General features: G+C 62.8%; 22 protein-coding genes and 1 pseudogene. 19 read left to right on the top strand and 4 right to left on the bottom strand.

Going from position 1 to position 20,466, the window contains the following annotated elements:
- The coding region (locus AC5RTB_RS14255; protein WP_494060840.1) for an integrase core domain-containing protein at positions 1-85 on the top strand (85 nt) is incomplete at its 5' end.
- A gap of 27 nt (positions 86-112) precedes the next feature.
- On the opposite strand, the gene AC5RTB_RS14260 is transcribed toward AC5RTB_RS14255, so the two are convergent.
- A complete protein-coding gene (locus AC5RTB_RS14260; protein WP_490891538.1) occupies positions 113-346 on the bottom strand; it encodes a DUF5703 family protein in 234 nt (77 codons plus the stop codon).
- Between the two features lie 41 nt (positions 347-387).
- Here AC5RTB_RS14260 and AC5RTB_RS14265 point away from each other — a divergent pair, with 41 nt between their 5' ends.
- Positions 388-633: a hypothetical protein gene (locus tag AC5RTB_RS14265; protein ID WP_490891539.1), complete on the top strand. Its 246-nt coding sequence runs from the start codon at positions 388-390 to the stop codon at positions 631-633.
- Between the two features lie 20 nt (positions 634-653).
- Here the strand turns inward: AC5RTB_RS14265 and AC5RTB_RS14270 are convergent, their stop codons facing one another.
- Positions 654-1,592 carry an aldo/keto reductase gene (locus AC5RTB_RS14270; protein WP_494061722.1) on the bottom strand — a complete coding sequence of 313 codons (939 nt, stop codon included), beginning with the start codon at positions 1,590-1,592 and terminating at the stop codon, positions 654-656.
- A 50-nt stretch (positions 1,593-1,642) separates the two neighbouring features.
- Here AC5RTB_RS14270 and AC5RTB_RS14275 point away from each other — a divergent pair, with 50 nt between their 5' ends.
- Both AC5RTB_RS14275 and mshC read left to right on the top strand, forming a co-directional pair.
- Positions 1,643-2,467, top strand: a complete 825-nt coding sequence (locus tag AC5RTB_RS14275; RefSeq protein ID WP_494061723.1) for an undecaprenyl-diphosphate phosphatase — start codon at positions 1,643-1,645, stop codon at positions 2,465-2,467.
- A gap of 63 nt (positions 2,468-2,530) precedes the next feature.
- A complete protein-coding gene (mshC, locus tag AC5RTB_RS14280) occupies positions 2,531-3,814 on the top strand; it encodes a cysteine--1-D-myo-inosityl 2-amino-2-deoxy-alpha-D-glucopyranoside ligase (protein ID WP_494061724.1) in 1,284 nt (427 codons plus the stop codon).
- On the opposite strand, the pseudogene AC5RTB_RS14285 reads toward mshC, so the two are convergent.
- Together AC5RTB_RS14285 and AC5RTB_RS14290 are read right to left on the bottom strand one after the other, a co-directional pair.
- Positions 3,811-4,263: pseudogene (locus AC5RTB_RS14285) on the bottom strand (integrase core domain-containing protein); the annotation flags it as partial. The gene mshC and the pseudogene AC5RTB_RS14285 overlap by 4 nt on opposite strands.
- Positions 4,264-4,623: 360 nt before the next feature.
- On the bottom strand, positions 4,624-5,520 hold the full coding sequence (locus tag AC5RTB_RS14290; RefSeq protein WP_494061725.1) for a proteasome assembly chaperone family protein: 897 nt from the start codon (positions 5,518-5,520) through the stop codon (positions 4,624-4,626).
- Between the two features lie 104 nt (positions 5,521-5,624).
- On the opposite strand from AC5RTB_RS14290, the gene AC5RTB_RS14295 reads away from it, so the two are divergent.
- The 15 genes from AC5RTB_RS14295 (at position 5,625) to tatC (ending at position 20,439) form a co-directional block, all read left to right on the top strand.
- Positions 5,625-6,392: an HAD family hydrolase gene (locus AC5RTB_RS14295; protein ID WP_494061726.1), complete on the top strand. Its 768-nt coding sequence runs from the start codon at positions 5,625-5,627 to the stop codon at positions 6,390-6,392.
- Positions 6,389-7,543, top strand: coding sequence for a site-2 protease family protein (locus AC5RTB_RS14300; RefSeq protein ID WP_494061727.1), 1,155 nt, complete (start codon positions 6,389-6,391; stop codon positions 7,541-7,543). The genes AC5RTB_RS14295 and AC5RTB_RS14300 overlap by 4 nt, the downstream gene beginning before the upstream one ends.
- A 56-nt stretch (positions 7,544-7,599) precedes the next feature.
- Positions 7,600-8,694 carry a tRNA (adenine-N1)-methyltransferase gene (locus tag AC5RTB_RS14305; protein ID WP_494061728.1) on the top strand — a complete coding sequence of 365 codons (1,095 nt, stop codon included), beginning with the start codon at positions 7,600-7,602 and terminating at the stop codon, positions 8,692-8,694.
- Between the two features lie 108 nt (positions 8,695-8,802).
- Positions 8,803-10,569 (top strand): proteasome ATPase, encoded by a 1,767-nt coding sequence (gene arc, locus AC5RTB_RS14310; protein ID WP_494061853.1) that lies wholly within the window; start codon positions 8,803-8,805, stop codon positions 10,567-10,569.
- 62 nt (positions 10,570-10,631) lie between these two features.
- A complete protein-coding gene (gene dop / locus AC5RTB_RS14315; RefSeq protein WP_494061729.1) occupies positions 10,632-12,215 on the top strand; it encodes a depupylase/deamidase Dop in 1,584 nt (527 codons plus the stop codon).
- A 38-nt stretch (positions 12,216-12,253) separates the two neighbouring features.
- Positions 12,254-12,463, top strand: coding sequence for a ubiquitin-like protein Pup (locus AC5RTB_RS14320; protein ID WP_494061730.1), 210 nt, complete (start codon positions 12,254-12,256; stop codon positions 12,461-12,463).
- 6 nt (positions 12,464-12,469) lie between these two features.
- A complete protein-coding gene (gene prcB / locus AC5RTB_RS14325) occupies positions 12,470-13,285 on the top strand; it encodes a proteasome subunit beta (protein ID WP_494061854.1) in 816 nt (271 codons plus the stop codon).
- Positions 13,286-13,287: 2 nt separating this feature from the next.
- Positions 13,288-14,019: a proteasome subunit alpha gene (gene prcA / locus AC5RTB_RS14330; RefSeq protein WP_494061731.1), complete on the top strand. Its 732-nt coding sequence runs from the start codon at positions 13,288-13,290 to the stop codon at positions 14,017-14,019.
- Complete coding sequence (gene pafA, locus AC5RTB_RS14335) at positions 14,019-15,380, top strand: Pup--protein ligase (RefSeq protein ID WP_494061732.1); 1,362 nt, start codon at positions 14,019-14,021, stop codon at positions 15,378-15,380. Before prcA ends, pafA begins: the two co-directional genes overlap by 1 nt.
- A 130-nt stretch (positions 15,381-15,510) precedes the next feature.
- Positions 15,511-16,443 (top strand): FKBP-type peptidyl-prolyl cis-trans isomerase, encoded by a 933-nt coding sequence (locus tag AC5RTB_RS14340; protein ID WP_494061733.1) that lies wholly within the window; start codon positions 15,511-15,513, stop codon positions 16,441-16,443.
- A gap of 16 nt (positions 16,444-16,459) precedes the next feature.
- Positions 16,460-16,855: an FKBP-type peptidyl-prolyl cis-trans isomerase gene (locus AC5RTB_RS14345; protein ID WP_494061734.1), complete on the top strand. Its 396-nt coding sequence runs from the start codon at positions 16,460-16,462 to the stop codon at positions 16,853-16,855.
- A 95-nt stretch (positions 16,856-16,950) separates the two neighbouring features.
- Positions 16,951-18,930, top strand: a complete 1,980-nt coding sequence (locus AC5RTB_RS14350) for a helix-turn-helix transcriptional regulator (protein ID WP_494061735.1) — start codon at positions 16,951-16,953, stop codon at positions 18,928-18,930.
- A gap of 9 nt (positions 18,931-18,939) precedes the next feature.
- Complete coding sequence (locus AC5RTB_RS14355) at positions 18,940-19,272, top strand: hypothetical protein (protein ID WP_494061736.1); 333 nt, start codon at positions 18,940-18,942, stop codon at positions 19,270-19,272.
- A gap of 40 nt (positions 19,273-19,312) precedes the next feature.
- Positions 19,313-19,606, top strand: coding sequence for a Sec-independent protein translocase subunit TatA (tatA, locus tag AC5RTB_RS14360; RefSeq protein WP_494061737.1), 294 nt, complete (start codon positions 19,313-19,315; stop codon positions 19,604-19,606).
- Positions 19,607-19,611: 5 nt separating this feature from the next.
- The gene (gene tatC / locus AC5RTB_RS14365; protein WP_494061738.1) at positions 19,612-20,439 is read left to right on the top strand and encodes a twin-arginine translocase subunit TatC; all 828 of its coding nucleotides are present in this window, start codon (positions 19,612-19,614) and stop codon (positions 20,437-20,439) included.
- Positions 20,440-20,466: the final 27 nt, after the last annotated feature.

The following is a 20,466-nucleotide window of genomic DNA, read 5'->3' on the forward strand; positions in this document are numbered from 1 at the left end:
GCCATGGCTCGAGCACTACAACACTGAACGCAGTCACAGCGCACTCGGAGGCAAACCACCGATCAGTCGACTGGCACCAACCTGATGGCCGGGTACAACTAGCGCGTGCTCATCAGGCCGTACGCTGCACCCGGAGCACTTTGCGCCTGAGCCAGAACCTTCGGTGACCGCCGATATAGATGCAGCTACGCTCCAGTTCCCACTTGCCGTACTCCGCGTGCTCGGTGAGGAGTTGGCGTGCGGCGGACAGCGGTTCGCCAGCGCTGATGGTGACTACGAGGTACTCGTACTGGCGGCCGTAGTCACGTTCCCGAATGGCGGTTGAGTTCAGAAATTGTTCGCGCATTTCCCTCCAATTTGCTTCACTTTACCGATAACGTCTAGACCATGAGCATCGATCCGCGTGTCGCATTGCAATCGCTGGTTTCCGCACTGGAAGAACACCTCGCCGCTGCAGCATCGCGCAGGGGAGACGATGATCCCGCGGTCGAGTCGGCCTATCTTTCGATCGCTGATTCCTTTGAGGCCTACGAGGAATCACTGTATGACGCCTACGGTGAAGTGACCCCGCTCGTCATTTACGAAGACGACGAAGAGGAAGAAGTAGAAGGCGAAGCAGTCAGCGGTTCCTGACCGGCTTCCCCCCACCTGATTCAGCTAGCGGGTGCCGAGATCTCGTCCAGTACCTCAGATATCTGCGCGGGCAGCGGTTCCTGCGAGCACCCCAGGAGTTCCTTCAGCTGTGCTCCCGTACGTGCCCCGAGCAAGGCCGAGGCGACCGTTGGCCGGTGAAGCAGCCAGCGAAGCGCCACTTCAGCAGCCGGCAGTTCCAATCCGCGGGCAGCGGTTGAAACCGCATCGGTGATTCGAGCAGCTCGGCCGGCCAGGTACGGTTCGAGGTACCCGGCCCAGTCGTCCGATGCGGCGCGGGAATCCGATGGCAGTTGCGAGCGGTATTTGCCGGTCAGCGCACCCCGTCCCAGCGGCGCCCAGGCGAAAGTTCCGATACCGTATGCGCCCGATGCCGGCAGCACCTCGTCCTCGGCGCGTCGGCTCAGCAGCGAATATTCAGTTTCGTGAACGGAGATCGGGAACCCCGCTTCGGAGCACAGCCGGGCGAGTTCCCAACCTGTGTAGTTGGTCACACCCACATAGCGGGCGCGTCCAGAGCGGTAGGCGCACTCCAGCGCTGCCAGGGTTTCATCGACAGGTACCTCTGCGCCGGCCGCCGGCGCCAGCCAATAATCAACGCTGTCCGTTCCGAGGCGTGAGAGGGAGGCGTCCAGCGAGTCAAGCAAGCCCTTGCGCGAGGCGTCGAGACGGCCCTCGGACCAGTGCTGGGGAATGCCGCCGAGTACGGCAAGAATCACCTCTGAACGGGCAACAACGTCGCCCAGCAGTGAACCCAGCACAGCCTCTGCCTGACCGTCAGAGAATCGGGCGGCAGTGCTCACCAGGGTTCCGCCGGCCTCCACGAACAGACGCAGCTGCTCCCGCGCCGCTTCTTCATCGACGTCCATACCCCAGGTCATTGTTCCAAGGCCGAGCACGGATACCAGTTGCCCGCTGCCACCCACTTTTCGCCACTGCATACGCCAAGCCTAAAGCCTGCGTTCGAAACGGTGACGTAGGGTCTTAACTTGTGATTTGGATAGAAGCGGCCGTATTGGGCCTTGTTCAGGGCCTTACCGAATTCCTGCCAATCTCATCGAGTGCACACCTGCGGATCGTCGGAGAGCTACTCCCGAGGGAACAGGATCCGGGGGCTGCCTTCACCGCCATCACCCAGCTTGGGACCGAAACCGCGGTGATTGTCTACTTCTGGCGGGACATCCTCCGCATCATCAGTGCATGGTTCGGATCCCTCACCCGCAAGGTGCCGCGCAACGACCCGGATGCTCGAATAGGTTGGCTCGTTATCATCGGCAGCGTCCCCATCGTTATCCTTGGGCTGCTGTTTCAGGACCAGATCGAAAGCACGTTCCGGAGCATGTGGCTGGTAGCCACCATGCTGGTGGTTTTCGGTGTGATCCTCGCCACGGCGGACGCCATTGGGCGGCAGCGGCTCACCCTCGACCGGCTGACATACAAGCACGGAATCCTGTACGGCCTGGCGCAGGCGCTGGCTCTCATTCCCGGGGTGTCCCGCTCAGGTGGAACGATCACCGCCGGCCTGCTGATGGGTTACACCCGAGAGGGTGCAGCCCGATACTCATTCCTGCTTGCCATTCCCGCAGTCTTCGGCAGCGGCCTGTACCAGCTGTACAAGAGCGCCGGTACGCCGGGTCCGTACGGGGCACTCGAAACGCTTTTCGCAACAATCATCGCGTTCGCGGTGGGGTATGTGATCATCGGTTGGTTCCTCAAGTTCGTATCAACCCGAAGCTACGGAATCTTTGTGTGGTATCGGATTGGACTCGGATTGGTGATCTTCCTGCTTCTCGGCTTCGGTGTCATTTCCGCGTAGCGGCACTCCTGGTCCTCTGGGAGGTCCACCGAAAGCCAACTCCCGACCCCGTAAGGTAGTACCGTGATTTCCTGGAATTCCCGGACCGTTCCTGGCCTGCCCGGCAGCCCGCCGCCCATCCGCCTCTGGGACAGCGCGCGGGAAAATCTTCTGGAGCTCGGTGCCGAATCCCGGCAGGGACTGTACGTCTGCGGAATTACTCCGTATGACGCCACGCACATGGGCCACGCAGCAACTTATGTGGCATTCGACGTGCTGAACCGGCTCTGGCGCGATGCGGGTTACGTCGTCGATTACGTCCAGAACGTCACCGACGTTGACGATCCACTGCTGGAGCGCGCCACTGCAACCAACGTCGACTGGATGGATCTCGCCCGTTCGCAGACGGACCTTTTCCGCACGGACATGGAGGCCCTCAACGTTCTGGCACCTTCCCACTACGTGGGAGCGGTCGAGTCGGTCGCGGCCATCGTCCCGATGGTCGAAGACCTGCTTGAGCGCAATCTTGCCTATCGCGTGCCGGGACATGAAACAGATCCCGACGGCGACGTCTACTTTTCGGTCGACCGTGCGGCCCAGCTGTCGGCCACCTCGGGCGGAGTGGAGTGGAAGCCGGGTTTCATCTCGCATATGAGCGAGGAGGAGATGGTTCCCACCTTCGCTGAGCGAGGCGGCGATCCCGCCCGCCCGGGCAAACACAACCCGCTGGACCCCCTGCTGTGGCGCGTTGCCCGGCCAGAGGAGCCCTCGTGGGACGGCGCTTCCCTCGGTCCCGGACGGCCCGGATGGCACATTGAGTGCTCGGTGATTGCGCTTCAGCACCTTCCCGCACCCTTCGCTGTCCAGGGCGGGGGATCAGACCTGATGTTCCCTCACCACGAGATGAGCTCCGGACATGCCCAGGCGATTTCGGGCCGCCCGCTCGCCCGCCATTACGCGCACGCAGGCATGGTGGGGCTCGACGGCGAGAAGATGAGCAAGTCCAAGGGCAACCTGGTGCTTGTATCAGCACTGCGTGAAGCCGGCACTGATCCTGCCGCCATTCGCCTCGCGATACTCGCCAACCACTACCGCTCTGACTGGTCATGGACCTCGGTTGGCCTCGACGCCGCACGGTCCCGCCTGGACACTTGGCGCGCCGCGCTTGCCGGGGCGACCGTGGAGTCCGTCCAGCATCTCCTCGGATCAATTCGGGAGGCTTTGTCGAACGATCTTGACGCTCCAGCGGCGCTGCAGGCGGTGGACCGGTGGTGTGCCGAGACCGCGCACCTCACGGGAACCGACGACGGCGCTCAGTTGGCTGCCGACGCGTTCGATGCCCTGCTGGGCATCCGGTTGAAGGACTAGTTGTAATGCTCAGGGAGGTTGGTCAGTCGGGTGATCGGTGGCTGACCTCCGAGGGCGGAGTGGGCACGATGGTGATTATAGAAGTGCAGCCAGTCCGGTAGGACTTGATCGCGCTGTGCCGTGGAGGTGCAGAACCGGGCGTAGGCCCAGCCGTTGGCCAGGGTGCGGTGGAAGCGTTCGATCTTTCCGTTGGTCTGGGGCCGGTAGGGCCGGGTTTCGCTTGGGTTTGATGCCGAGCTCGGTGCAGGCATTCCGCCAGGCGTAGGAGCGGTAGCAGGACCCATTGTCTGAGAGCACTCGTTCCACAGTGACGCCCCGGGTGGCGAACCATGCGGTCGCCCGATGCAGCACGCCGATCGCGGTGGCGGCCTTCTCGTCGGCGCAGATTTCCGCGTAGGCGACCCTGGAATGGTCATCACGGTATGGACGTAGGCGGTACCGATCCGTGGCCGGTAGTCGTTGCCGCGCTCACCGGTGCGGTGGGCGGTGGCCCGAGCATGGAGCTTGCTCTGCTGGCGGTCCAGGAACCGGTGCCCGCCGCCGTCGGGGAGTTCCCGAACTTGGTGACATCGACGTGGACCAGCGAACCTGGATATGCTTGGCCGTCGCGGCACAGGTCCATCCCTCGTCGACGACCAGCCGCGCTAACCGCAAACGGGTACGAGGGGTCAAAACAGCGTTAGCGTGGGACATGTTGGCCTCCGGTGGGTGAAGCGGTGAACTAGACAGCTCCACTTCACTACCGGAGGCCTTCGCCTGTCAGGCCGACTCACCGCCTCGAGGCGGGACAACCTCCTTGGACATCACAACTAGTCCTTCCTTCGTTTCTTTAGGTAACGCTCGAATTCGCGTGCGATTGATTCGCCGCTCGCTTCTGGGAGGTCTGCCGTGTCTTTCGCTTCCTCCAGTTGCCGCACGTACGCTGCGACCTCCGGGTCTTCAGTGGAAAGTTCGTCGACCCCGCGCTCCCACGCTTCCGCCTCCTCCGCCAGCGCGGCGGTATCCAGGCTGACATGAAGCAGCTCTTCGAGGCGGTTCAACAGTGCCAGCTGTGCCTTGGGTGACGGAGATTGACCGACGTAATGGGGAACTGCCGCCCACATGGACAGCGTCGGGATGTCAGCGAGCTGGCCGACCTCCGCAAGAACCCCGACGATTCCTATGGGGCCTTCATAGGTCGAGGACTCCACGTTGAGCGACTCTCGAATCAGGTCGTCGTCGGAAGACACCGTGACCGGGATGGGACGGGTATGAGGCACATCCGCGAGCAGGGCACCGACCAGCACAAGGCAGTCCACCTCGAGCTCCTTTGCCATACCTACAAGTTCCGCGGTGTACGCACGCCACTTATAGGAGGGTTCGACTCCGTGAACCAGGATGACGTCGAGATCGCTGTCGGGCACTGAGGCCCTGCTGATGCGCGTCGTGGGCCACTTGATGCGTCGCTGCCCTGAACTGTTGCGTTTGATGACTGGCCGGGTGAATTGAAAATCATAGAACTCGTCAGCATCGATGGTCGAGATTTTTTCCCCGCCCCACTGCTTGCCGACAAACTTCAGGGCATCGCTTGCGGCCTCGCCGGCGTCGTTCCATCCTTCGAACGCGGCGAGCATGACCGTAACCCTGCGCTCACCATCCCCCTCAGGGAAGAGCCCGGGAAGGCCGTCAGGAACGCCCTGGTTCTGGTTCTCTTCGAACGTACTCACCGTTTCACCCTAGACCTCCGCCGCGGCCGTTGTCAGGCTTACCACGCTGCTTCGCGCAGAGCGGACCCGCCGGTCGGCCGGGCGTGGCCACGTAGACTTGGGGCATGGTCACCCCTTTCAGCGATACGGCTGTGCCCTCAGATATCGAACAGCATGCTGAACACAAAGCGCCTGCAGTGCTTGACCTGCAGGCGGTGCTCTGGGACATGGACGGCACTATCGTCGATACGGAACCGTACTGGATTGAGGCTGAGTATCAGCTGGTTGCCGCCCATGGTGGCTCCTGGTCGGATGAGCAGGCCGAGGGCCTGGTCGGACAGGCGCTTACCTTTTCCGCCGGCGTGCTGCAGGCCGCCGGCGTGAAGCTAAGCGTACGCGGGATCATCGATACGCTCACGGAACAGGTGACAGCAAAGGTGCGCGAGTCGGTGCCGTGGCGGCCAGGTGCGCGCGAGCTTCTACTCGCCCTCCGTGAGCAGGACATTCCCTGCGCAATGGTCACGATGTCGGAGCAGCAGCTGGCCGCGGAAGTGGAACGCCATTTGCCGGTCGGCACCTTTGAACTGCTTATCACCGGCGATCGGGTTGCCAAGGGCAAGCCCGATCCGGAGGCGTACCAGACGGCGTTTGACGAACTCTCGAAAGCCCGGGTTCTGCGCAAGGAGCGCGTCATAGCTATCGAGGACTCCCTCCCAGGGGTCACCTCGGCCAGGGCAGCCGGAGTGGTGACCCTCGGCGTGCCCCATTTCGTTGCATTGCCCCCAGACTCCGCGGACCACCTGTGGCCCAGCCTCGCCGGCCGAAGTGTTGAGGATCTCGAAACCCTGGTTGGGTCGTATGCCGACCGTGCCGGTAGCAGGGGGACTGCGTGAACAGGCCACGGCAACCTGAGGCGGCCCGACAGGACGGCATACCGCTGGGTCGCATTCTCGGCATCCCTGTCGTGCTGGCGTGGTCGTGGTTCATCATCGCGGCCTTCGTGGTCATTGTCTTCGGGCCTCAAGTCGCAGACCTGTATCCGGCACTGGGCCTCGGAGCCTACGGCATTGCTCTCGCATACGCGGTGCTGCTCGCGGCCTCAGTCCTGATCCATGAGCTTGCCCATGCGCTGTCCGCGCGCCGTTTCGGCTGGCCGACCACGCGTATCGTACTGAATCTCTGGGGCGGTCATACGCAGTTCGAGAATTTCGCTGCCAGCCCCGGGCGCTCACTCATCGTCGCCCTTGCAGGTCCCGCGGCAAACTTCGTGCTTGCCCTTGCCGGCTGGGGAGCGATCGTACTCATAGAGCCTTCCGGAGTGACCAATCTCCTCGCCAACATTCTGGTGTGGGCCAATTTCCTTGTTGCGGCGTTCAATGTGCTGCCGGGTCTGCCGCTCGACGGCGGACGGATCGTTGAGTCCGCGGTCTGGCGCGCGACCGGGAGCCAGGAAAAGGGGACGGTGGCTGCTGGGTGGACGGGACGGGTGATTGCCGTCGGTCTGATCGCCGCCGTCGTGCTGGTGCCGCTCCTTATCGGTGCCCAGCCCAGCGCCATCACGGTGATCGTCGCCGTTGTGATGGGCGGCTTCCTCTGGCTGGGAGCCAGCTCCGCAATTGCCAACGCCAAAATGCGGTTGAGGCTCCCGGAGGTCAGCGCGGGCAGGCTGAAGCACCCGGCCGTGAGCATGCCGGCCGGAACCACCGTGCAACAGGTCAAGCGTCTGCTCACCGATCGGCCGGGCGTCGACATCGTTCTGACCAGTCCGAACGGTCTGCCGGAAGCTGTTGTGGACCGCGGGGCACTGGCGGCAGTCCCGGACTCGCAGGCAGATGCGACACCGGTGAATGCAGTGGCCCGCGCGCTTGCCCCTGGGGCCTATGTTCCGGAGTTCGCCGAAGGCCAGGAACTCGTGCAGTATCTTGCCCGGCTCGCGGGCAGCGAGTATGCGGTGACGGACAGGCAGGGAACGGTTACTGGTCTGCTGCACCAGTCCGTTGTTATCGCGGCGATCACCGGCCGCTCTCATCCAGGCAGTAACTGACACTCAAAGCTCGTGGGCGCCTTCGGGCTGCCTTAGCAGAACCACCGGAGGATCTTATGAACACCAGCCAGTTCGAGACGGAGACTGAACCTCAGTCTGAACACCAGGCCGCACAGCAACCCCACGGTGCGGCGGCGCGCCGTGGACCGCTGCGTCCGGGCGAGCGCGTGCAACTGACCGACGAGAAGGGCCGGATGAACACCATCACCCTGACTCCCGGCGGTGCCTTCCACACGCACAGGGGTTTCCTCAGCCATGACCAGCTGATCGGGGCGTCGGAGGGGACGATCGTCACCAACACCACCGGTGCGCAGTACCAGGCGCTTCGCCCCCTGCTTTCGGACTTCGTGCTCTCGATGCCGCGTGGCGCTGCGGTCGTGTATCCGAAGGATGCCGGTCAGATCGTCACAATGGCGGACATCTTCCCGGGGGCGCGGGTGGTGGAAGCCGGCGTCGGTTCAGGAGCACTCTCCATCTCACTCCTGCGTGCCGTCGGTGACAGTGGATACCTGCACTCTTTCGAGCGACGCGAAGAGTTCGCGGACATCGCGAAGGGCAACGTCGAGACGATCTTCGGCGGCGAACACCCCGCCTGGCAGATCACGCTTGGTGATTTCCAGGAGCAGGTCCTCGAAGCAGAGAAGCCGGGAAGCGTCGACCGCGTAGTCCTTGACATGCTTGCACCGTGGGAGTGCCTCGACGCGGTCGCTACCGTGCTGGCGCCGGGCGGAGTGTGGATCAACTATGTCGCTACTGTGACCCAGTTGTCCCGCACGGCCGAGGCAATACGCGCGGACGGACGATTCACCGAGCCGGAAGCGTGGGAATCGATGGTGCGCGGATGGCATCTGGAGGGTCTGGCGGTCCGCCCCGATCACCGAATGGTGGCGCACACCGGCTTCCTGCTCACAACGCGGCGGCTTGCGCACGGTGTGACCGGTATCAGCACGAAGCGCCGGCCGTCGAAGACCGGTTTCAGCGACGAGGACCTCAATGCGTGGACACCGCAGGCAGTGGGGGAGCGGGCGGTATCGGACAAACGGCTTCGGCGGGTTGCCCGTGACGCCAGTTCAACCATCCAGCGAGGTGCTCTTCCACCCGAGGAGGCACAGGCGCGGCGCGACTCCCAGTCCACCGAACAGGCTGACTGAGTCGACCTCAGCTGAAAGTGACGAAGTTGTCACTTTCAGGCTAATCCCATGTTCACTGCGCTATGGTCAAAAGAGAACGCAACAGCAACGGAGAAGGTGGCGATCGCGTTGGATACATCGAATAACGACTCCGGAACGCCCCAGTCAGCGCCGGAACCAGCCCGAACTCCCTCCGATGGGCAGCTTGCAGTTGCCCAGCGCCAGATCAACGTTCTGCGTGACAAGCTGCGGCATATCGATCGGCAGTTGGCGGCCGCAACCCAGAACAACTCCAAGCTCGTCTCCGCGCTGGAGGCAGCACGAACCGAGATCGTGCGGTTGAAGGGCGCGCTGGAGAAGGAGGGGGCAGCGCCGTTCAGCTTCGCAACCGTCATCGAGGTGAATGAGCGTACCTCCCAAACCGGAGTCAACGGCGCGGAAGCTGCAATGCAGGACAGCGCGGATATCTTCCAGTCGGGCAGGAAGCTGAGGGTTGCCGTCAGCCCGCTGGTCAACGTCGACCAGCTCATGCCCGGGCAGGAAGTCCTGCTCAACGAGTCCCTGACAATCGTTGCAGCGCTTTCTTTCGAACGTTCCGGTGAACTTGTGACCATCAAGGAGCTGCTGGGTAAGGACCGGGTACTCGTAATCGGCCGTGCCGACGAAGAGCGTGTCGTCCGCCTGAGCGGACCGCTCCAGCAGCAGAAGATCCGGGTCGGGGATGCCCTGTCCGTGGATAACCGGACGGGTTACGCTCTCGAGAAGATTGCGCGCAGCGAGGTCGAAAACCTCGTGCTTGAAGAGGTGCCGGACATTGCCTACGAGGATATCGGCGGGCTGGGTCCGCAGATTGAGCAGATCCGCGATGCCGTTGAGCTGCCCTTCCTTCACCCGGACCTGTACCGCGAGCACGGACTGAAGGCGCCCAAGGGCATCCTCCTCTACGGCCCGCCCGGGTGCGGGAAGACACTCATTGCCAAAGCCGTTGCCAACTCGCTAGCTGCGAGGGCTATCGAGCGGACAGGCTCGGAAGAAACCCGCAGCTATTTCCTCAATATCAAGGGACCTGAGCTGCTGGACAAGTATGTCGGTGAGACAGAACGGCACATTAGGCTGATCTTTGCCCGTGCCCGGGAGAAGGCATCCGACGGCTCGCCCGTCGTCGTCTTCTTCGACGAGATGGACTCCCTGTTCCGCACCCGCGGCACCGGGGTTTCCTCCGATGTGGAAACCACTATCGTGCCGCAGCTTCTCAGCGAGATCGACGGTGTGGAGAAACTCGAGAACGTGATTGTCATCGGCGCTTCCAACCGCGAGGACATGATCGACCCGGCTATCCTCCGGCCCGGACGCCTCGATGTGAAGATCAAGATCCATCGTCCCGATGCGGAGGGCGCGGCCGAGATTTTCGCCAAGTACGTTACCGGCAACCTCCCGCTGCACCGTGATGATTTGGCAGAGTACGCCGGAGACGTTACCACTACCATCCAGGCGATGATCCGCCGCACAGTGGAGAAAATGTACTCAACGGAGAAGTCAAACGAGTACCTCGAAGTCACCTATGCCAACGGGGACACTGAGATGCTGTACTTCAAGGACTTCAACTCGGGTGCGGTTATACAGAATGTCGTGGACCGCGCTAAGAAGAGCGCGATCAAGGATCTCCTGTTGAACGGGCAGAAGGGCCTGCGCATTGAACACCTTCTGCAGGCTGTAGTGGACGAGTTCCGCGAGCACGAGGACATGCCAAACACGACCAATCCGGACGACTGGGCGCGCATCTCCGGCAAGAAGGGCGAACGTATCACGTACATCCGGACGATCGTTCAGGGCAAGGCCGGTCAGGAACCCGGCAAGACAATCGAAACTGCGGCCAACACGGGGCAGTATCTGTGACAGGAAATCCCTCCGAAGTTACATCCACAACCGATCTGCCGCTCCTGACCGTACACAGGGTCATGGGCACCGAAACCGAATACGGCATAATCGCTCCCGGGATCTCGGACGCGAACGCCACGGTGCTCTCGACACAGGTGGTGAATGCTTACGCGGCAACACTGCGGGAAGGTCTGGGAAACCTCGCGGGCACGCGCTGGGACTATACGGACGAAGCTCCGCTGTCTGACGCACGCGGATGGCAGGTCGGCCGCGCGGCAGCTGAGCCCTCGCAGCTCACCGATGAGCCGCCCGTCCTGACGGCGGAACAGGTGGCGCTCGTTGACCAGGGCACCGGTGATCCAGCAGAAGATGCCGCGGTGCTGATGAATCTCGTCCTCAGCAACGGTGCCCGGCTCTATGTGGACCATGCGCACCCCGAGTACTCAAGTCCCGAGGTGACGAGCCCCCTGGACTCCGTGCGCTGGGACCGGGCAGGCGACGTCGTGGTGCAGCGGGCAATGGCGCGCATCGCTGCGACGCCCGGTTTCGCGCCGGTGATCCTTTACAAAAACAACACGGACAGCAAGAGCGTCTCCTACGGGTCCCATGAAAACTACCTTGTTCCGCGGAGCGTTCCCTTCGGCAGGATCGCTACGGCGCTGATTCCATTCTTCGTGACGCGCCAGGTGATCTGCGGGGCCGGACGGGTAGGTATCGGTGCACTGAACCAACAGCCTGGCTATCAGCTCAGCCAGCGGGCGGACTTCTTCGAGAATGAGGTGGGTCTTGAGACAACTGTGCGCAGGCCGATCATCAACACCCGGGATGAACCGCATGCAGTCGCCGAAAAGTATCGCCGTCTTCATGTCATCATCGGGGATGCAAACCTGAGCGAGGTATCCAATTACCTGAAGCTGGGCACAACCTCACTGATTCTGTCACTGATCGAAAATGAGCTGGTTCCGGTCCCCGCCATCGCTGAACCCGTGAGGGAACTCCAGGCTATTAGCCATGACCCGACGCTGCGCCACCTCGTCACCCTTTCTGACGGGCGGAGGGTCACCGCGCTGGACGTCCAGGAAATTTACTTGGAGGCGGCGCGCAGTGCGGTGGACACGCAGGGCGGTGGGGATCGGCAAACTGCCGATGTGCTCCGTCGGTGGGAATCCCTGATCATAACGCTCCGCCGGGATCCCATGGAGGCTGCACGGCAAGTGGACTGGGTCGCTAAATTGAAGGTCCTGCAGGCTTACCGGGACCGGGATTCCCTGGAGTGGAATGACCCCCGGCTGGCGCTGATTGACCTGCAGTACGCCGACCTCAGGCCGGACAAAGGAATTTACTACCGGCTGGCAGCCAGGGGCGCAATGGAGCGGCTGGTGAGCGACGACCACGTCGTTGCGGCCGTCGCTGATCCACCGCGGGACACGCGCGCATACTTCCGCGGACGCTGCATCTCCTCTTTCCCGAAGGAGGTTGTCGGCGCGAGCTGGGACTCCATCATTTTTGAGCTGCCCTCACAGCGCAGACTGCAGCGTATTCAGACTCGCGAGCCGCTTCGCGGAACAGCAGCGCTGACGGAGGAACTGTTCGCGGGTTCGCGGACGGCTGAGGAATTTGTCTCCCGCTTACAGGGCGGTCCGGAACCCAGCATGGCACCATAGAAGTAGCCGACAACAGGCCGAAGAGAAGGGCACTCATCATGGCAACACAGGATCAGCGGAATACCGGATCGCGCCCCGAAGAGCAGGACGAGGTCACTCCCGACCCCGCGACAGCCCCAGCCGCCGGCCAGTCGCAGGACAATGCGGAGACAGAAGGGGTCGATGATCTCCTTGATGAGATCGACGGCGTCCTGGAGTCCAACGCGGAGGAGTTCGTCCGGGGATTTGTACAGAAGGGCGGACAGTAACGCATGCTGCCGGAAGACGCGGCCGCAACCATAGGCCGGGCCGCATCCACCTCTTTCTCTGACTACATAGCCGCGCAGAACCCAGCCGTACTCCCCTCTGCCCGCAACGCAACAAATCACTCCGGCGGCGCTGACCTTGCTCCGCACGCCACAACCATCGTGTCGCTGACCTATGCGGGCGGCGTCCTCATGGCCGGTGACCGGCGGGCTACCATGGGCAACGTCATTGCCAGCCGTCACATAGAGAAGGTATTTCCGGCGGACATGTTCTCGGTACTGGGGATTGCCGGAAGCGCCGGAATCGCCCTCGATATCACGCGCCTGTTCCAGGTTGAGCTGGAGCACTACGAGAAAATCGAAGGCACGCGGATGAGTCTTGATGGCAAGGCAAACCGGCTCGCCGCCATGATCAGGGCAAACCTACCCCTTGCTCTCCAGGGTCTGGCCGTTGTTCCCCTGTTCGCAGGGTTCGACACCACCCGCAGGGTCGGGCGGCTCTTCTCCTATGACGTCACCGGCGGGCGGTACGAAGAGCAGGAACATCATTCGGTTGGATCCGGATCGGTTTTCGCCCGAGGTGCACTGAAGAAGCTGTGGAAGCCCAACCTCGGAGAGGACGCGGCGGTGAAAGTTGCGGTGGAGTCCCTGTACGACGCCGCTGACGACGATTCCGCGACCGGTGGCCCCGACGTCGTTCGGCAGCTCTGGCCTGTGGTCTACACCGTAAACGGCGCCGGAGCACGGCGTATCCCCGAGCGGAGCCTCGCCCGGGCAGCCGAGGAGATCATTGCATCGCGTTCGGTATCAGGGCGGGAGGCCTAACCATGACTCAGCAGTTCTACGTCTCTCCGGAACAGCTCATGAAGGACCGCGCCGATTTTGCGCGGAAGGGCATCGCGCGCGGGCGTTCCGTTGCTGTCCTCTCCTGCAGGGAAGGTATCGCGCTGGTGGCGGAGAATCCCTCACCGTCGCTGCACAAGCTCGGTGAGATCTACGACCGCATCGCGTTCGCTGCGGTGGGGAAGTACAACGAGTTCGAGAGCCTCCGGCAGGCCGGCGTTCGGTACGCGGATGTCCGCGGCTACTCCTATGACCGCGAGGACGTCACTGCGCGAGGTCTCGCAAGCGTCTACGCGCAGAGCCTTGGTGCCGTGTTTACCGCGGAGAGTAAACCGTTCGAGGTGGAACTCGCTGTGCCTGAAGTAGGCATGACCATCGCCGAGGACCACATTTACCGTTTGACCTTTGACGGCTCCATCGCCGACGAGACCGGGTTCATCGTGATGGGTGGCCAGGCGGACGCCGTCGTCGAAGCGCTGAAAGGCCGCTGGAGTGCCGAACAGGACTTCGGCGAGGTCATTCGCGCGGCGGTCGACTCCCTTCGGGATAGCGGCGGCACCACCTCCGAACCGCGAGGGCCCCTTAGCTCCAAGACCCTCGAAGTAGCCGTTCTGGACCGCGACCCGCTCACCACCCGGGGCAGTGTCCGGGCGTTTCGCCGCATTTCCGGGCATGAGCTGGACGCCATGCTGAACAACGAGCGGGTGTCACTCTAATGGACCGCCGGATCTACGGGATTGAGACGGAGTTCGGGATCGCCTACTCCGGTCCCAACTCGCGGCCGCTGTCCCCGGAGGAAGTTGCCCGCTACCTCTTCCGAAAGGTGGTCAGCTGGGGGCGGTCATCGAACGTCTTCCTGACCAATGGGTCCCGGCTCTACCTGGATGTGGGGTCCCACCCGGAGTACGCCACTGCCGAGTGCGACGACGTCGCACAACTGATCGCGCACGATCGCGCCGGGGAACTCATCCTCGAGGACCTGATCGCCGAGGCCCAGCGCAAACTCGGTCAGGAAGGCTATGACGGCCGCGTCTATCTCTTCAAGAACAACACGGATTCTGCGGGCAACTCCTACGGCTCCCACGAGAACTACCTCATTCCACGCAAACTGGAATTCTCACGGCTGTCCGACATTCTGATTCCGTTCCTTGTGACGCGCCAGCTCCTGGTCGGGGCCGGAAAGGTGCTGAAGACCCAGTCCGGCTCCCTGTACGCCTTCTCCCAGCGGGCCGACCACATCTGGGAAGGCGTTTCTTCAGCGACAACCCGATCCAGGCCGATCATCAATACGCGCGACGAACCGCACGCTGATGCTGAGTTCTACCGTCGGCTCCATGTGATCGCCGGTGACTCGAACATGTCGGAGACGACCACTCTCCTGAAGGTCGGCTCCGTTGACCTGATCCTGCGCATGATCGAAGCCGGAATCATAATGCGGGACTTCCGGCTTGAAAACCCGATCCGGAGCATCCGTGAGATCTCCCACGACCTCACCGGCAGGCAACCGCTGAAGCTGGCCAACGGCAGACGGGTGTCTGCCCTCGATATCCAGCACGAGTACCTCAACCGTGCCCGCGCCTTCGTTGAAGCTGAAGGTGCGCACACACCGCATCTTCCACGGGTACTGGAACTGTGGGAACGCACCCTGCGGGCGGTGGAGACGGACAACCACGCGTTGGTCGATCGCGAGGTTGACTGGGCAATCAAGAAGAAGCTCGTCGACCGCTACATGGAACGAAACAATCTGGACCTGGATTCTGCGCGGGTCGCACAAATTGACCTGACGTACCACGATATATCCCGAGCTCGGGGCCTGTTTTTCATGCTGCAGGCACGCGGAGAAACGGCGCGGGTCGTGGACGATGTCGACATCAAGGCTGCGGTGGACATCCCCCCACAGACCACCCGTGCCCGGCTTCGTGGGGAATTCGTGCGCCGGGCCAAGGAAGCCAACCGGGACTTCACGGTCGACTGGGTGCACCTGAAACTCAATGACCGTGCACAGCAAACGATCCTCTGCAAGGATCCTTTTGCCTCCGAAGACGAGCGGGTCAGCGCCCTCCTGGAGCATCTGTAAGCATCCCTACGGTCACCGGGATAGGAGAAACTTCCTCGCCCAAACCGTTAGGGTAGGTAAAGTCCGGTGCCGAGAGGACGACCGGCAGGATCGCGGAACCGCGTTCTCCACTCCACTTGAAAGAAATACCGTGCGAAAAGTATTAGCATTCCTGCTGCCCGCAATGCTGTTCCTGACCGCCTGCGGCGGGGCAACCACGCCGGCGGATTTCGGAGACAGCAAGTCCGCCGGTGTAGCCGACACCCTCGAGTCCGTCGAGGTCTCTGACGCCGGCCCGGACACCGCGCCGGAGGTTGAATTCGATGCACCGCTTGACATCACAGAGCAGGGCGCACGCGTCGTGACCCAGGGTGACGGCGCCGTCATCGAGGCAGGCCAGAACCTCCAGGTTCATGTCCTCTCACTCAACCCAGAGGACGGCAGCGCGCTTCGGGACTCCTATGAAGAAGGCGCCCCACAGGGCTTGCCGCTCGACGACCAGCTTCAGGAGGTCTACCCGTCGCTGTACGAGGTCATGCTCGGGTCGAAGGTCGGTTCACAGATTGCGTTCGCTATCCCTGCCGAAGAGGAGCAGCCCCAGTCCCAGAACGTGCTGCTTATACTGCAGGTGATCAGCGCCGAGAATCCCCCCAAGAAGCTTTCCTCCGAGGAGGTTGCTGAGCTTGAGGAAGCCGGACAGCTTCCCACCGTGACGCTTGACAGCGAGGGTGTTCCCTCGATCGAGTTCCCGGACAATGATGCCCCGTCCGACCTCGTCGTCAAGGTCATCGAGGAGGGGACCGGCGAGGAGATCACCGAAACAGACACCATCGCCGCAAACTACACCGGGTGGTCCTGGCAGGGTGAGCAGTTCGATTCCAGCTTTGACCGGGGCGAGCCGACGGAGTTCCCGCTCAACGGAGTCATCCCGGGCTGGACCCAGGGTCTGTCCGGCTTGAAGGTCGGCTCGAAAGTCCTGCTCGTTATCCCGTCGGCCATGGCCTACGGTGACCAGCCCGCGCAGGGACCGGCGGGTCCGCTCGCCTTCTACGTTGAAATCGTCGAAAAAGTAGCCGCAGAGTAAGTAAAGGAGAGCCACCATGTCGTTTGGTCAGCGCGAATACGACCGGACCAAGCCCGAGGTCGATTTCCCGGGTGAGGATCTGCCTGAGGATCTAGTCATCAAGGACCTGATCGAGGGCACCGGTCGGGAAGCTCAGGCGGGGGATACCGTCTCCGCCCACTATGTCGGAGTGGCATTCTCCACCGGCGAGGAGTTTGACTCCTCTTGGAACCGCGGCACGCCGCTGGACTTCCGGATCGGTGTCGGGCAGGTCATCCAGGGATGGGATCAGGGAATCCCCGGCATGAAGGTCGGCGGGCGACGCCGTCTGGAAATTCCCCCACACCTCGCATACGGAGATCGCGGCGCGGGTTCCGCAATTGCACCTGGCGAATCCCTGATTTTCGTCGTGGACCTCATGGGCGTTCGCTAGCACCAATCGGTCTGAAGGGCGGGCAGCAACACCGAAAAGTGAAGCTGCCCGCCCTTCGTCGTCTTCGCGGAGCCCGAGAAGGTATCCTTGCCAGCGTGTCCGCGAAACGTACAGAACGCCTGCTCACCCTGGTGATGCTGCTCCTGTCCACCCGGCAGGGGTGGACCAAGGAGGAACTGTTTCGTGAGATCGAACAGTACGAACAGGCATCGACCGTCGCCGCGCGCGAGAAGCTCTTCGACCGCGACAAGGCCACGCTGCGCGAACAGGGTATCCCGCTTGAGTCATTCACCGAGGACCCCCTGTTCGAGAATGACAATGCGTCCGCTCGCTATCGGATCAACGCGGAAGACTACCGTCTCCCGGGTATGAGCTTCACCGCGGCGGAATCAGCGGCCCTCACCATTGCTGCAGGCATGTGGGAGGAAGCCTCGTTGGGTTCAGCGGCATCGCGGGCGCTTCGGAAGCTCCAGGGCAGGGGAGTAAGCACGGAGTCGGCCTCCCCGTCGCCGATAGACGCGCGGATCCGCACGAACGAACCGTTCTGGGACGAACTCTGGCAGGCAACCACCGGACGTCGCGTCATCCGCTTCGGGTACCGGGCAGCGAGCACCGGCGAGGAGCGGGACCGCACCGTGCAGCCGTGGGGAATGGGCAGCCGGTTCGGGCACTGGTACCTCGTGGGCTTCGACATTGACCGCCAGGCGGAGCGCTGGTTCCGCCTCACCCGGATCACCACGCCGCCCACGACGCAGGCCGGAACCTACAGCGTGCCGCTGGACTTTTCGATGTCTGCTTCCCTCGCCACGCTCACTACGGACGCGCTTGGTCGGCGCGCAACAGTCGCTGTGAGGACGGGAACCTGCCACATCCTCAGGGCACGGCCGGGTGCTATGTCGACGGAACGAAGCGAGGGGTGGGACACGCTCGACTTCAGCTATTCAGATGAGGCTACGACTGCTGGCGACATTGCGTCCTTCGGCCGAAACGCTGTAGTTCTCTCCCCGGACTCCCTCGTCGCGGAGGTACAACGCCGGCTGGAAGGGGCGGCGCGTGCGCTCCGGGAGGTGCCGCCGTCGTTTGCTTTCGAGGGGACGGTTGCGCCGTCTACCTCCGCCCGCCCAGGCAGCTCAACTGAGGACCGCCTGCTGCGCCTGCTCGACCTGGTGCCCTACCTTCTGAACCACCCCGGAGTGGAGGTCGCCGTCGCGGCCCGCGACTTCGGGGTGTCTCCGGCCCAGCTGATCAAGGATGTTGAATTGCTCTTCGTCAGCGGCCCGCGCTTCTATCCGGACGGCCTGATCGACATTCAGCTTGAGGATGACCGTATCCACATCACCGACCCGCAGTCGCTGGGCGATCCGATTCGCTTCGGTCTTGACGAGGTGTGCGCCCTCCTGGTAGGACTCGACACGCTGATCAACCTTCCGGGCCTGCCCGATGACTCTGCGGTCCGCTCCGCCCGGGAGAAGCTCCGCGCGGGAGCGGGTGATGCAGCCCGAATGAACGATTCGATCGCAACGAGGATCACCGAGGACGAGGTCGCCCCCGTGCTTGCCACAGTGCGCGCGGGCATCGAACAGCACAGACAGCTGCACCTGCGTTATGTCGTACCCGCCCGGGATGAGGTGACCGACAGGTTCGTCGAGCCGTTGAGGGCTTTCCTTCACGACGACGCCTGGTACCTCGATGCCTGGTGCCACAGCGCAGTCGGCCGGCGCAATTTCCGCCTGGACCGCGTGCAGCACGTCGAACTGACTGAGCGGCCGGCTACCGTCGAGGCTGAATCACCGTCCGTCATCTTCGACCTTTCCAGCGCGGACCGCGCCGTCGTACTCCTCCTGGGCGCGGGGGCCCACTGGATCGCCCAGTCGTATGCCGCCGAGCGCACCGCAGAGACAAGCGACGGCAGGATGGCCGCGGAGATCAGGGTCGGCTCAACCACCTGGCTGCCTGGGCTCGTCGCGAGTCTCGGCGGTGGTTGCACCGTGGCGGAACCGGAAGCAGAGCGGGAGAGCGCCCGGGATTTCGTCGACGCCGCGTTGGCCGCCTACGCACAGCGCACCGGCAACTAGACTGGACCTATGGAATGGTGGACGTGGATTATCCTGTGGCTGGCGCTTGCCGCGCTGGCGCTCCTTTTTCTGGGTTTCCTCGCCTGGCGCCTGTTTCGCGGCTTCACCGCCCTGATGGACGAAGTAGGTCGGGCCTCCGAGTTGTTGGCTCCTGATTTCGACGCTGCCGAAGCCGGAGATGCGCCGCCCACCCGGCTTGCCGTCTTCAAGTCGCCTGCAGCCGTTCGGGCTGAAAACTCCCTCGCTTCGAGGGCGCGCGCATGGCAGCGGCTGGAGCGCAGAGTACGACGGCGGTCGCTTCGTAGGCAGCCCCAGCTCCTGCGTGATTTACCGCACCTATGACCTAGACTTGAACTTAGACTCACCGAGAGGACATTTCGTCATGCAGATCCAGGGTTGGCACATCCTTATCATCATCGTCATTGCGATTCTGCTGTTTGGTGCGCCCAAGCTTCCTGGTCTGGCACGCAGCGTCGGCCAGTCGCTTCGCATCTTCAAGTCTGAGGTCCGGCAGATGAAGGAAGAGAACGGCTCAGACCACGAGGACGGGTCCTCGCCGGTCGAAGGCCGCGTAGTGAATCAGTCGCGCCACGACGAGACGCAGCGCACCCACGACGATCCCCAGCACGGGTCCACCCGCTCCTCGGGCCCGGGTAGCACGTCCTCCACCAGCTGAGCACTATGCCGCGGGTGAAAGGGCGCAAAGCGAATCCCGAAGGGCGGATGGCGCTCAAGGAACACCTCATCGAAGCGCGCAACCGGCTCTTCAAGTCGGCCATCGCCGTTGTGGTGGGCACCGTCATCGGGTTCTTCATCTACAATCCGGTGCTTGAAGCAATGGCAACACCGGTGCGCAATATCAACCAGCTCGACGGCCGAAACGCAGCACTGAACTTCGACGGCGTCGGGTCCCCCTTCGACCTGATGATCCAGATCTCGGTCTTTCTCGGTCTCGTCATCGCCAGTCCGGTCTGGCTCTACCAGCTGTGGGCGTTCATCACCCCGGGGCTGCGTTCGAAAGAACGGCGCATTGCGCTCGGATTCATCGCCGTCGCCGTCCCACTGTTCATCGCGGGCCTTTACCTGGCCTGGCTCATCCTGCCCAGCGCTGTGCGGGTGCTGACCGACTTCACGCCGGAGGGGTTCGCGAACCTCATCTCCGTCCCCGTGTATATAACCTTCCTGCTGCGGCTGATGCTGGCCTTCGGTATCGCCTTCCTCCTGCCCGTGGTGCTGTTCGGACTGAACCTCGTGGGCATCATCAAGGGCAAACAGATACTCAAATCATGGCGCATCACCGTGTTCCTGATCTGCCTGTTCGCGGCTATGGCAGCGCCGGGCGGTGACGCGATGAGCATGTTTTACCTGGCCATACCGCTGTTGCTCCTGTTCTTTGTTGCGATTGGCCTGTGCCTCCTCAATGACAAGCGCCGCGATAAGCGAAACGCTGCGCGGGAGGCAGACATCGAAGCGAACGCCGACACCGCATCGAGGATCGACGGGCTCTGACGCCTACTCGAATGCCGTAGCCGGAGG

This window comes from Arthrobacter sp. M71 S08 (assembly GCF_059089725.1).

What these genes read in the sequence shown, in the direction of transcription:
- AC5RTB_RS14260 (WP_490891538.1), bottom strand. Translation starts at nt 346, where the DNA reads ATGCGCGAACAATTTCTGAACTCAACCGCCATTCGGGAACGTGACTAC.
- AC5RTB_RS14295 (WP_494061726.1), top strand. Translation starts at nt 5,625, where the DNA reads ATGGTCACCCCTTTCAGCGATACGGCTGTGCCCTCAGATATCGAACAG.
- AC5RTB_RS14355 (WP_494061736.1), top strand. Translation starts at nt 18,940, where the DNA reads ATGGAATGGTGGACGTGGATTATCCTGTGGCTGGCGCTTGCCGCGCTG.
- pafA (WP_494061732.1), top strand. Translation starts at nt 14,019, where the DNA reads ATGGACCGCCGGATCTACGGGATTGAGACGGAGTTCGGGATCGCCTAC.
- tatC (WP_494061738.1), top strand. Translation starts at nt 19,612, where the DNA reads ATGCCGCGGGTGAAAGGGCGCAAAGCGAATCCCGAAGGGCGGATGGCG.
- dop (WP_494061729.1), top strand. Translation starts at nt 10,632, where the DNA reads ATGGGCACCGAAACCGAATACGGCATAATCGCTCCCGGGATCTCGGAC.
- prcA (WP_494061731.1), top strand. Translation starts at nt 13,288, where the DNA reads ATGACTCAGCAGTTCTACGTCTCTCCGGAACAGCTCATGAAGGACCGC.
- AC5RTB_RS14345 (WP_494061734.1), top strand. Translation starts at nt 16,460, where the DNA reads ATGTCGTTTGGTCAGCGCGAATACGACCGGACCAAGCCCGAGGTCGAT.
- AC5RTB_RS14265 (WP_490891539.1), top strand. Translation starts at nt 388, where the DNA reads ATGAGCATCGATCCGCGTGTCGCATTGCAATCGCTGGTTTCCGCACTG.
- AC5RTB_RS14305 (WP_494061728.1), top strand. Translation starts at nt 7,600, where the DNA reads ATGAACACCAGCCAGTTCGAGACGGAGACTGAACCTCAGTCTGAACAC.
- AC5RTB_RS14270 (WP_494061722.1), bottom strand. Translation starts at nt 1,592, where the DNA reads ATGCAGTGGCGAAAAGTGGGTGGCAGCGGGCAACTGGTATCCGTGCTC.
- tatA (WP_494061737.1), top strand. Translation starts at nt 19,313, where the DNA reads ATGCAGATCCAGGGTTGGCACATCCTTATCATCATCGTCATTGCGATT.
- AC5RTB_RS14320 (WP_494061730.1), top strand. Translation starts at nt 12,254, where the DNA reads ATGGCAACACAGGATCAGCGGAATACCGGATCGCGCCCCGAAGAGCAG.